Here is a 10,823-nt window from a genome sequence, read left to right as displayed (position 1 = left end):
AAAATACATTATGTTTTCCACATGATTGTTCAGATTACATTGATAAAAATGAATGAACCATATAACAAAGGTCTTAACTAGTGATACTTAGATTCCTTGTAAATTTAAAATGAGGAGCAAACATTTAAATGTTTACTCCTCATTTTGAAAATATATTTTCTGTGCTATGAAATAGAAATAATTTCTACATCCATTTCTCCACCTGGAGTAAGGATTTTCACTTTATCTCCTGTTGTTTTTCCAAGTAAGCCTTTAGCAATAGGAGAATCGTTTGAGATAAGACCTTCTAAAGGATCAGCTTCAGCAGATCCAACGATTGTGTAGCTTTCTTCATCTCCATCTGGAATTTCAACAAATGTTACAGTTTTACCTAAAGAAACAACATCATTATTATCTTCCTCTTCGATAATCACAGCATTTCGAATCATGGATTCAATTGTAGAGATTCTTCCTTCAACAAAAGCTTGGTCTTCCTTAGCAGAATCATACTCCGAATTCTCCGATAAATCACCGAAGCTACGAGCAATTTTGATACGTTCTACGACTTCTTTACGTTTTACAGTTTTTAATACTTCTAATTCTTCTTCTAGTTTACGTTTACCTGCTACAGTCATCGGAAATTGTTTCTCAGTTGACACTTCCATACACTCCTTTAAAATCCCTCTTTATAAACATATATTTCCTATTCATATGCTTCGAGTTAAAATGATATGAATTTAATGAAATATTTGTAAATCTTTCATCATCATATTATACAATAGCATTAGTTTCAAGAATAGTTTTTATTTTTGTAACCATTAAATCGATTGCTACCTCATTTTGACCGCCTTCAGGAATAATTACATCTGCATACCTTTTAGTAGGCTCAATAAACTGATTATGCATCGGGCGAACGACTGTTAAATATTGCTCTACTACAGATTCTACCGTACGGCCCCGCTCATGAATATCACGTAAAATTCTTCGAATAATACGTAAATCTGAGTCTGTATCTACAAATAATTTTATATCCATGAGGTTTCTTAAACGCTCGTCCTCTAGCACTAGGATACCTTCTAAAATAATTACATCCTTTGGTTGGATCAGGACTGTTTCACTTGAACGCGTGTGCTGTGCATAATCATAAATTGGTTTTTCAATTGCTTTGTCGTTCAGCAAATCATTTACATGCTGAATAAGTAGGTCATTGTCAAAAGCAAAGGGATGATCGTAATTTGTATTCAATCTTTCTTCAAAGGCTAAATGGCTTTGATCTTTATAATAATAATCTTGTTCAATAACTACTACAGAATGGTCTTTAAAAACTTCACTAATTGCTTGGGTAACGCTGGTCTTTCCTGAACCGGAGCCACCAGTGATGCCTATGATAAGCGGAGTACGTTTAGCCATTAGTTTAACCCCTTTCTCATCATGTTGTTTGGATATAATTTAGTAGGACAAGTAAATTGTATTATTTCTAAGGGATGTCTTGCTGCATCTAGAACTTTTCCCTTTTCATTTTTAAGTTCACCAATTACTAATCGAACGTTGTCGATTTCAGGTCCAAAGAATTCCACTTCATCTCCTGGCTTGAAGTAGTTTCTCTGTTGTAATGTAACTACTTGTGTTTCATCGTTATAGTCAAGAACTAGCCCAACAAAGTCGTATCCCAGTTTTTTGTCATGAACGCCATACATTTGTTGTTCAACACCAGGCTCACCCTCAAAGAATGCTGTATCTGCTTCTCGGTTTGCACACTTTTCAAGTTCTACCAACCATTCCTGCTTCATAACAAAGTTTGCTGGGTCCGCACAATAAGCATCGATGACTTTACGATATACACTAATAACTGTAGCTATATAGTGAATAGACTTCATACGGCCTTCTACCTTTAGTGAATCAATTCCCATTTCAATCATTTTAGGAATAGATTCAACTAGCTTCAAATCTTTTGGGCTCATAGCAAAAGGAGTATCTTCTTCTTCAAATAATGCTTTCTCTTCTCCATTAGAGCTTGCTTCGTAGAGATCGTAGTCCCATCGACATGATTGGCAGCAACCACCGCGGTTAGAATCGCGAGCCGTCATATGATTAGATAGTGTACATCTACCGCTATATGCTATACACATAGCTCCATGGATAAAGGTCTCAATCTCTATATCCACTTTTTCTTTCATTAGCTTTATCTCTTCACCGCTTGTTTCTCGAGCTAAAACAACTCGGTGTAAGCCTTCTTCCTTCCAATATTGGACTGCTTTCCAGTTAGAAAGGGATTGTTGCGTACTTAAATGAATTTCTAGCTTAGGAGCTGCCTCCCTACAGGTTTCTATAATTAAAGGATCTGCAACTATAATTCCAGTTACTCCTGCAGCCTCTATTGACTTTAAATACTCCTCTAGCCCGTCCATATTTTCGTTATGAGCAAAGATATTAGTGGTAACATAAATTTTTGCTCCGTATCGATTGGCAAACTCGACACCCTCACGCATTTCATCAATGGAGAAATTACCTGCGTTTGAACGTAAGCCAAACTCTCTACCACCTATAAATACTGCGTCTGCACCATAATGAACAGCAATTTTTAATTTTTCTAGACTACCGGCCGGAGCCAATAACTCAGGCTTTTTCGTAATGACACGTTTGCCGTCGACTAATTCACTTATTTCATCTATTTTCGTGTTTATCACATGAATTCTGTCCTTTCTGAACCGAAAATAATTTCAGCTAAGAGCTACGCAATTAGTATACTGTTTCTTTAAAATAAAAACCGGTATCCAAGGGTCTAAGTGGAGGTTGAATAGCTTCAATTTTCTTAAATAGTTCCTTTTTAATCTCTTTATAGGCTGAACGTGATTCATAGTATGCATCAATTGCCTGACGATAATAGCTAGTGACTTCCGTTACATATGACGTTTCATGGAGAATGCCATCAATTTTCAAGCTATCCACTCCTGCATCTAAAAACTCATCTAACTCATCAATCATACAAATATCATTCGGACTAAAAATATGGGTTCCATTTTGATCTTCGAAGATAGGGTACTTATTGGATCGCTCTTTATCATGTAAAAACATATTCTTATTTTGAGAACGGTTTTCCACTTCCATTGCCTTATCTTGAAAAAGAAAATAGTTGCCGATTAATGATCGCTTGGACTGGAACATACACGTCATTCCGTGCACCTGCGCCTCTATTTCGACTTCTGCATTTTCCTTTATATCTATCACTTCTTCTAAGCTAAGCTCACGAGCTAAAACAGCTCTTGTAGAACCACGTTTTCCCCAATAGTTTGCTGTAAAGAAATTAGTAGCTGTTTGTTCGGTATTCCAATGAAGAGGTATTGTAACTCCCGCCTCTCTCCTAGCAATAATTACTGCCGGGTCACCAAATACAATTGCATCTACTCCGATTTCTTGTATTTTCTGCATATAAGGGCCAAGTTCATCTACTTTGTCATTGTGAAAAATGCCGTTCATGGCAACGTATATTTTTTTATTATGTTCTTTAACTAGCTTTGTCGCTGCTTTAATATCATCGAGTGTAAATTCTCCCGCTAGCCTTAACCCAAAATACTGTTCGCCTACTAAAAAAGCATCTGCACCTGCCTGTATGAGCTCTCGAATGTGCTCTACATTTTTAGGTGTCACTAGTAATTCTGCTTTTTTCATGCTTGTCACCTCTTTATACTTACTAGCATTCCGTCTCCAACAGAAAAGAATGCTGTGTCATAGTCTGGATGCTGCATTAACCATTCCATAAACTGATGCTGGTTTCGCACCATGGTTCTTTTCCTTCTCGGAACCTCTTCTATTGGAAGCTCGGAGAGACCGTTTAACAATATATTATCACAGTAAATAACGCCCCTATCGTTTAACAAAGGTGCGTACTTTTCAAAGAATTTTTTATATTGTCCTTTTGCAGCATCAATAAAAATAGCATCAAATCTTTGATCATTCAAAGCTTCCTCATCTAACTCTAAGGCGTCTCCAATAATGACTCTGATGCGTTCCTCCAAGTGTGCTCGGTTAATATATTCCTTAGCTAGCATCGCTTTTTGCTCATCACGCTCTACTGTGACAATAGAAGCATCTAGTTTGTCGGCCATGCGCATAGAAGAATAACCGATTGCTGTTCCAAGTTCTAAAATAGAGGTTGGCTTCTGTAAAGAGAGTAACTGTAGCAATACTTCCATTCCTGATAGTTGCATAATTGGTACATGGTTTTCTTTTGCATAGCTCTCCATTTCAATAAAGATAGGATCTCTCGGCTTAATTAGATTTTTCATAAAATCTTCACTGATGTTCATAGCTTAACTCCTTTTAGATGCAAGGTTATTTCGTTATGTAAACTGGAGATACCTCTGCTTCCCGAAATTCTACTCCTAAGTGTAAGGATAATCAACAGACAAATATAACCTGATACGTAAAAAACCCATCTTATAATAACATAGCAGGAGAAGGAAAGCGATAACCTTCCTTCTCCTGCATGCTTATTATTTTAAATGTTCGTCTATTTTTTGAAGATGCTCATCATATGTCTTAGAAAAATGATTTTTTCCTTCTTTGTCAGCTAGGAAATAGAAGTATTCTGTCTTTTCTGGATCTAATGTTGCTTCTAAGGACATTTTCCCTGCATTAGCAATCGGACCTGGTGGTAATCCTTTGTTTTGGTAAGTATTATATGGATTATCAATTTCTAAATCCTCAAATAATACGCGATCTTTATGGCTTCCTAAGGCATAAAGTACAGTAGGGTCAGTTTGTAATGGCATATCAATTTCTAAACGGTTGAAAAAGACGCTAGCTATCTTTTCACGATCTGTTTGAGCAGTTGCCTCTTCTTCTAATAAGGAGGCAAAAGTTAACAGCCAGTGTACCGACTTCTCTTCTGCTTGTAGCAACTCATAATAAGGAGCCAATGCTTTGTCCGTTTGAGCCAATAACATTTCTGCTATTTCTTCATTTGTAGGTTTTTCCTCGTAAAATGGATATGTCGATGGATATAAATAACCCTCTAATGCGTAACGGATGTTTTCCCCTTTGATTTCTTCTGTTAACAATGTAGGGTACTTACTCATCATTCGATCAACAAATTCTGCGTTAGTAACTAGCTCAAAAAATTCCTTAGAAGAATTGCCGGTCTTCTTTTCCACTACATCTCCAATTTGCTCTAGAGTCAATCCCTCTGGAATGGTTAAGGTTAGTATTGGTTCCCTATAAATTTTTCCAGTTTTAAGACTTTCGATAATCTCATCTAAAGTCATATCCTTAGACAATGCATATGTACCTGCTTGAAAATCAGATTGGTTATTAAACTTAACATAGTATTTAAAAATCTTTGCATTTTTAATGATTCCATTTTTTTCGAGAGTCGAAGATATGCTATCGATACCTGAGCCAATTGGAATTTCTACTGTCACTTTCTCAGTAGAGTCAGGATCCATTGGTGAAAGAGCACCTTTTACATAGTTATAACCAGTGAATCCAGCTATAGCAATAACGACCAACAGAACTAATGCTATTATCATTACTATTTTTCTAACAAGTTTTACTTCTTTTTTTTTGTTTTTCATCTGATCAAACATTATCTCTTTTTTTGATTTGTTTTCCACGGGCTTTCCCCCTTTATTCTCCCTTATTATACATGATGCTCAACAAAAAGAAAAAGGATGGAATGAGAATACTCAGTCCACCCTTTTTAGATTTGAATTAGTCTTCGTCTTCTTCTGTTTCATCTAAAAATGTGTTTAACATTTCTTCGATCATATCCCATTCAGAATCTGTCTCGATTGGATGTAAATCTCCATCTTCTCCGTTTTCATTTGGAGTGAAAGAAGAAGCATGAATTTCTATTTCTTCGTTCTCATCTTCTTCAGCACCGATAGGGTAGTAAAGTACATAAGATTTACCGAATTCATCTGATTCAAATGTAAATAATACGTTACAAAGCTGTTCATTTCCGTTGTCATCAACGATTGTAATATTTTCTTGTCCGTGGTCCATTTGTGGTCACCTCATCTGTTTTTTCTATCAAGATATCCTTGTAAAATCATTACAGCAGCCATTTTGTCAATAACTAGCTTGCGTTTTTTACGACTAACATCCGCATCTATTAACATACGTTCTGCAGCCATAGTTGTCAATCTTTCATCCCATAATGTTACTGGAAAGTTATATTTATCAGTTAACAGCTTGGCAAATTGTTCCGAAGCTTCTGCACGCGGTCCGATAGAATTATTCATGTTTTTAGGAAAGCCTACGACGAACTCACTCACTTGATGTTGTTTTACCAATTCATCAATTCGTTCCATCCCAAATTCTTGTGCATCTTCGTTAATTTTAATCGTTTCAATCCCCTGGGCTGTCCAACCGAGGGCATCACTTATTGCAATGCCCACGGTGCGAGAACCGACATCTAAACCCATTATTCTCATAATTACGCCTCATTATTCTTTTTAATATAGAACTTAACTAGCTCCTCTAAAATTTCATCTCGTTCTAATTTACGGATCATATTTCGAGCATCTTGGTGGCGAGGAATATAAGCTGGATCACCAGAAAGTAAATAGCCAACAATTTGATTTATAGAGTTATATCCTTTTTCCTCTAATGCAGAGTGAACCTGAAGCATCACATGTTTGACTTCTTGTTCCATCGATTCCTCTGGGAAATTGAATTTCATTGTTTTATCAAATGAACTCATGATCAGCACCTCGCTTTCAAATTGGTAATAATGTTTGCTTAGTTATTTGTTAAGTATACCCTATTTTTGAAATAGTTTAAACTGATTTGATGTATTCGTAAACGGAGTTAAGTGCAAGCTCAAGCTTACTTGCGTCTTTAGCCCCAGCCATGGCAAAGTCCGGACGACCCCCACCTTTACCTCCACATTGTTCAGCGACTAGTTTGACAATATTTCCAGCATGGTAGTTCCCACCTACTAAATCCTTAGTCACTCCAGCTGAAATCATTACTTTTTCCTCGTCTACTGCACCTAAAACTATGACAGCATTATCCATTTTTTGTTTTAAATCATCCATCATTTGTCTTAGTTGATTATTATCCTTAGCCTCTACTTTAACAGATAGCACCGTAATGCCATTAATAGTTTGAGCTGATGATAAAACGGAAGATGCCTGACTATTAGCGATTTTAGCAGATAATGATTCATTTTCTCTTTGTATGTTTTTCAATTCACTTAATAATTGAGAAACCTTCATAACTAAATCCTTTGGTTGAGCTTTTACTAGTGAAGCAGCTTCCGTAAGAAGCAATTCTTCCTCTTTAATAACCTCAAATGCACCTTTTCCAGTAACTGCTTCAATACGACGTGTTCCTGCACCGATACCGCCTTCAGAAAGAATTTTAAAGTAACCTATCTCAGAAGTGTTTTTCACATGCACTCCACCGCAAAGCTCTAATGAATAAGCTCCCATTTGAACTACTCTCACAATATCTCCATATTTTTCTCCGAAAAGAGCCATGGCACCCATATTTTTTGGCTCTTCAATATTGTGATATCCAGTTACTACCGGAATATTATCCCACACCTTTTCATTAACTATACGCTCGATTGTTTCTAACTCTTCTTTCGTTACTTGCCCAAAATGAGAAAAGTCAAAGCGTAGGCGATCTGGTCCAACATATGAGCCTGCTTGGTTTACATGTGTTCCTAGAACGTCTTTTAAAGCTTGATGTAGGATATGTGTTGCCGAGTGATTCTTTATAGTATGACCTCTTAATGTTTGATCTACTGTAGCTACTATGTCAGCCCCAACTGTCATTTCTCCAGACTCAATAATAACAGTGTGTAGATTTTGACCATTTGGAGCTTTTTGAACATCCTTTACAAACCCACGGAAATTATCATTTTCAATTGTTCCATGATCTGCTATTTGGCCCCCACTTTCCGCATAGAAAGGTGTCTGGGTTAAAATAATTTTCACTTCATCGCCTTCTTGTGCAGAATTAACTAATTCTTGCCCAAGTACAATAGAGGTAACCTTTGTAGTGACACTTAACGTATCGTAGCCAACAAACTCACTTTCATCTTGTAAGTTACTAAAAACAGCAGATTGTACCTGCATAGAATCTACATTCTGACGAGCAGCACGTGCTCTAGAACGTTGAGCTTCCATTTCAGCTTTAAAGCCCTCATGATCAACTGTCATATTTGCTTCTTCTGCATATTCCTCTGTTAACTCAATCGGGAAACCGTATGTGTCATAAAGTGTAAAAGTAATTGTTCCAGGTATAAATGATTCACCTTTTGAACGTTGCTCCTCAATTACTTTTTCTAAAATGCTAAGCCCGTCATGTAGTGTTTCATGGAATCGTTCTTCCTCTGTTTTAATAACACGCATGATGAAGTCTTTTTTCTCTGTAACTTCTGGATAGAAATCCTTCATGATTTCCCCTACTACAGGTACAAGCTCAAATAAAAATGGCTGATCGATACCTAGTTGTTTTGCAAAACGGACTGCTCTGCGAAGAAGTCTTCTAAGTACGTAGCCACGTCCTTCATTGGAAGGTAAAGCACCATCTCCAATAGCAAAAGCAACGGTACGAATATGGTCAGCAATTACTTTGAAAGCTACGTCATTTTCCTTGTTTTGGCGATACTTCTTACCAGCAATTGTTTCAGTTTGCTCGATAATAGGCATGAATAGGTCTGTATCAAAGTTAGTTGGAACATTTTGTACGACACTAGCCATACGCTCCAAGCCCATTCCGGTATCGATGTTTTGCTTTGGCAACGGTGTATACGTGTGATCTGGATTATGGTTAAACTCAGAGAAAACTAAGTTCCATATTTCTAAATATCGATCATTTTCTCCACCTGGATAAAGTTCTGGATCAAATACATCATTGCCATAGGTTTCACCACGGTCATAGAAAATTTCTGAGTTAGGTCCACTCGGTCCTTCTCCAATATCCCAGAAGTTTCCTTCCAAACGAATAATACGCTCTTCTGGAATACCTATTTCATCCTTCCAAATCACATATGCCTCTTCATCTTCTGGATGAATGGTAATAGATAACTTTTCAGGTTCAAAGCCCATCCACTTTTCATCAGTCAAAAACTCCCAAGCCCAATGAATTGCCTCTTTTTTAAAATATTCACCGATTGAGAAGTTTCCTAGCATTTCAAAGAACGTATGATGTCTAGCTGTCTTTCCTACATTTTCAATATCATTAGTACGAATAGATTTTTGTGCATTTGTGATTCTTGGATTTTCTGGAATTACACGTCCATCAAAATATTTTTTTAACGTTGCAACTCCACTATTGATCCAAAGAAGTGAAGCATCATTAATCGGTACAAGTGGCGCCGATGGTTCTTGTGAGTGACCTTTTTCTATAAAAAAGTCTAAATACATTTGTCTAATTTGTGCACCAGTTAAATGTTTCATTTTTTCATTCCTCCTAATAAAATTATTCCTCTTTAACAAAAGATTTGACGCTATGCAAAATAAAATAAAAAAAGCCTTCATCCCAAAAAGGGACGAAAGCTATTATTTCGCGGTACCACCCTAGTTACATAATAGAATACAACCTATTATGTCTCTTAAGAATCCTTAACGCAGATTTACGGCAGGTATTAGCTGCACTCAGGAGTAGCTTTCCTAATTGTTATACGCTGGGGATTCTTTCAGCCAAAGGAACCCTTCTCTCTTCAGGTAACAACAGTACTTTCTCCGTCATCATGTTTTTATATGCAATTTTGATTATAATTAACAATTTGTACTATGTCAATCTGTATCTAAGAACACATATGGGGTAATCCCCTTCATGCCTATGAGAGGATCGATTAAATGATAATTATCTGCTGACAAATATGTTGAGTCCACTTCATCAGCCTCAACAGACAACGTCTCTTCAGTACGACTTTTTTCTGCAGAGTCAGATGATGTAGATTTTGTCTCTATTTCTTCTTTTTCTTCTTTTTCTTCATCTGATAAACGTTCTTTCAATGTAGTTAAACGCTGCAAGTCATCTGTTCGTTCAACGCCAAATTTAAATACCTCTGGATCTCCACAAAGTATTAAGAAATTTTTAGCACGAGTAATTCCCGTGTAAAGCAAGTTACGTCTAAGCATTTTCATATAGCTTCTAGTAACAGGCATAATGACTGTTTGGAACTCACTACCCTGTGATTTATGAACGGAGCAACAATACGCTAGAGTAATTTGATTTAGATCATTCTTTTCATAGGTAACTTCATTGCCATCAAAAGAGACAACAAGCATCTCTTTCTTCTCAACCGTTTCATTGGCTCTAAAAATAGCAACAACTTCCCCCATATCGCCATTAAAAACGTTACTTTCCGGTTGATTTACTAGCTGGAGTACTTTATCTCCTATTCGATAAATTGTATCTCCAAAGGTCATTTCCTTACGTGTTCCATCGGTATTCGGATTGACCATCTCTTGAATCATTTTATTTAACGCATCTATTCCAGCAGGCCCTCTATACATAGGAGCTAGCACTTGGATCTCTCGAATGGATTGACCTTTAGACAATGCCGCCTTTAACACTTGTTCTACTACTTTAGGGATTTGTTCAGTCGTTGCCTTGATAAAGGATCGATCTTTTGTTTTAGCGGTAAGTGTAGCAGGTACACTTCCTTGTTTCATTTCATGTGCTAATTCTATAATGGAGGATCCCTCTGATTGTCGATAAATATCAACCAGTTCCACTGTTGGAATTCTTTTAGATGCCAGTAAGTCCTTTAATACCTGACCTGGACCAACAGGTGGGAGCTGGTCTTGGTCACCAACAAAAATAACCTGAGCATCCTTAGGGATAGCTTTTAAAAGCTGATGACCTAGCCAAGTATCTAG

General features: G+C 36.8%; 11 protein-coding genes and 1 other annotated feature. All 11 genes read right to left on the bottom strand.

What is annotated here, in order from left to right; all coding sequences use genetic code 11:
• Nucleotides 1–164: 164 nt before the first annotated feature.
• Nucleotides 165–638: a transcription elongation factor GreA gene (gene greA / locus AC06OU_RS14860; protein ID WP_251555598.1), complete on the bottom strand. Its 474-nt coding sequence runs from the start codon at nucleotides 636–638 to the stop codon at nucleotides 165–167.
• A 112-nt stretch (nucleotides 639–750) separates the two neighbouring features.
• Complete coding sequence (udk, locus tag AC06OU_RS14855; protein ID WP_251555599.1) at nucleotides 751–1,389, bottom strand: uridine kinase; 639 nt, start codon at nucleotides 1,387–1,389, stop codon at nucleotides 751–753.
• Nucleotides 1,389–2,663, bottom strand: coding sequence for a peptidase U32 family protein (locus tag AC06OU_RS14850; RefSeq protein ID WP_475856809.1), 1,275 nt, complete (start codon nucleotides 2,661–2,663; stop codon nucleotides 1,389–1,391). The genes udk and AC06OU_RS14850 overlap by 1 nt, the downstream gene beginning before the upstream one ends.
• Nucleotides 2,664–2,718: 55 nt before the next feature.
• A complete protein-coding gene (locus tag AC06OU_RS14845) occupies nucleotides 2,719–3,648 on the bottom strand; it encodes a peptidase U32 family protein (RefSeq protein ID WP_475856806.1) in 930 nt (309 codons plus the stop codon).
• Nucleotides 3,649–3,653: 5 nt separating this feature from the next.
• Nucleotides 3,654–4,286, bottom strand: a complete 633-nt coding sequence (locus tag AC06OU_RS14840; RefSeq protein ID WP_475856804.1) for an O-methyltransferase — start codon at nucleotides 4,284–4,286, stop codon at nucleotides 3,654–3,656.
• Nucleotides 4,287–4,472: 186 nt separating this feature from the next.
• The gene (mltG, locus tag AC06OU_RS14835; protein WP_475856802.1) at nucleotides 4,473–5,591 is read right to left on the bottom strand and encodes an endolytic transglycosylase MltG; all 1,119 of its coding nucleotides are present in this window, start codon (nucleotides 5,589–5,591) and stop codon (nucleotides 4,473–4,475) included.
• Nucleotides 5,592–5,688: 97 nt separating this feature from the next.
• Nucleotides 5,689–5,982, bottom strand: coding sequence for a DUF1292 domain-containing protein (locus AC06OU_RS14830; protein ID WP_475856801.1), 294 nt, complete (start codon nucleotides 5,980–5,982; stop codon nucleotides 5,689–5,691).
• Between the two features lie 11 nt (nucleotides 5,983–5,993).
• Nucleotides 5,994–6,413: a Holliday junction resolvase RuvX gene (gene ruvX / locus AC06OU_RS14825; RefSeq protein WP_169358024.1), complete on the bottom strand. Its 420-nt coding sequence runs from the start codon at nucleotides 6,411–6,413 to the stop codon at nucleotides 5,994–5,996.
• Nucleotides 6,414–6,415: 2 nt separating this feature from the next.
• On the bottom strand, nucleotides 6,416–6,682 hold the full coding sequence (locus AC06OU_RS14820) for an IreB family regulatory phosphoprotein (protein WP_053588802.1): 267 nt from the start codon (nucleotides 6,680–6,682) through the stop codon (nucleotides 6,416–6,418).
• Between the two features lie 76 nt (nucleotides 6,683–6,758).
• Complete coding sequence (alaS, locus tag AC06OU_RS14815; RefSeq protein WP_475856797.1) at nucleotides 6,759–9,392, bottom strand: alanine--tRNA ligase; 2,634 nt, start codon at nucleotides 9,390–9,392, stop codon at nucleotides 6,759–6,761.
• A gap of 85 nt (nucleotides 9,393–9,477) precedes the next feature.
• Nucleotides 9,478–9,693: a binding site (T-box leader), on the bottom strand.
• Between the two features lie 38 nt (nucleotides 9,694–9,731).
• Nucleotides 9,732–10,823, bottom strand: a 1,092-nt coding sequence (locus AC06OU_RS14810; RefSeq protein ID WP_475856796.1) for an AAA family ATPase, incomplete at its 5' end; no start/stop codon positions are given.

The organism is Psychrobacillus sp., from assembly GCF_056205495.1.
The sequence above is the reverse complement of the archived record's forward strand: the minus strand, read 5'-3'. Positions and strand labels throughout refer to the sequence as shown.

What these genes read in the sequence shown, in the direction of transcription:
- AC06OU_RS14830 (WP_475856801.1), bottom strand. Translation starts at nt 5,982, where the DNA reads ATGGACCACGGACAAGAAAATATTACAATCGTTGATGACAACGGAAAT.
- AC06OU_RS14820 (WP_053588802.1), bottom strand. Translation starts at nt 6,682, where the DNA reads ATGAGTTCATTTGATAAAACAATGAAATTCAATTTCCCAGAGGAATCG.
- AC06OU_RS14840 (WP_475856804.1), bottom strand. Translation starts at nt 4,286, where the DNA reads ATGAACATCAGTGAAGATTTTATGAAAAATCTAATTAAGCCGAGAGAT.
- udk (WP_251555599.1), bottom strand. Translation starts at nt 1,389, where the DNA reads ATGGCTAAACGTACTCCGCTTATCATAGGCATCACTGGTGGCTCCGGT.
- AC06OU_RS14845 (WP_475856806.1), bottom strand. Translation starts at nt 3,648, where the DNA reads ATGAAAAAAGCAGAATTACTAGTGACACCTAAAAATGTAGAGCACATT.
- ruvX (WP_169358024.1), bottom strand. Translation starts at nt 6,413, where the DNA reads ATGAGAATAATGGGTTTAGATGTCGGTTCTCGCACCGTGGGCATTGCA.
- alaS (WP_475856797.1), bottom strand. Translation starts at nt 9,392, where the DNA reads ATGAAACATTTAACTGGTGCACAAATTAGACAAATGTATTTAGACTTT.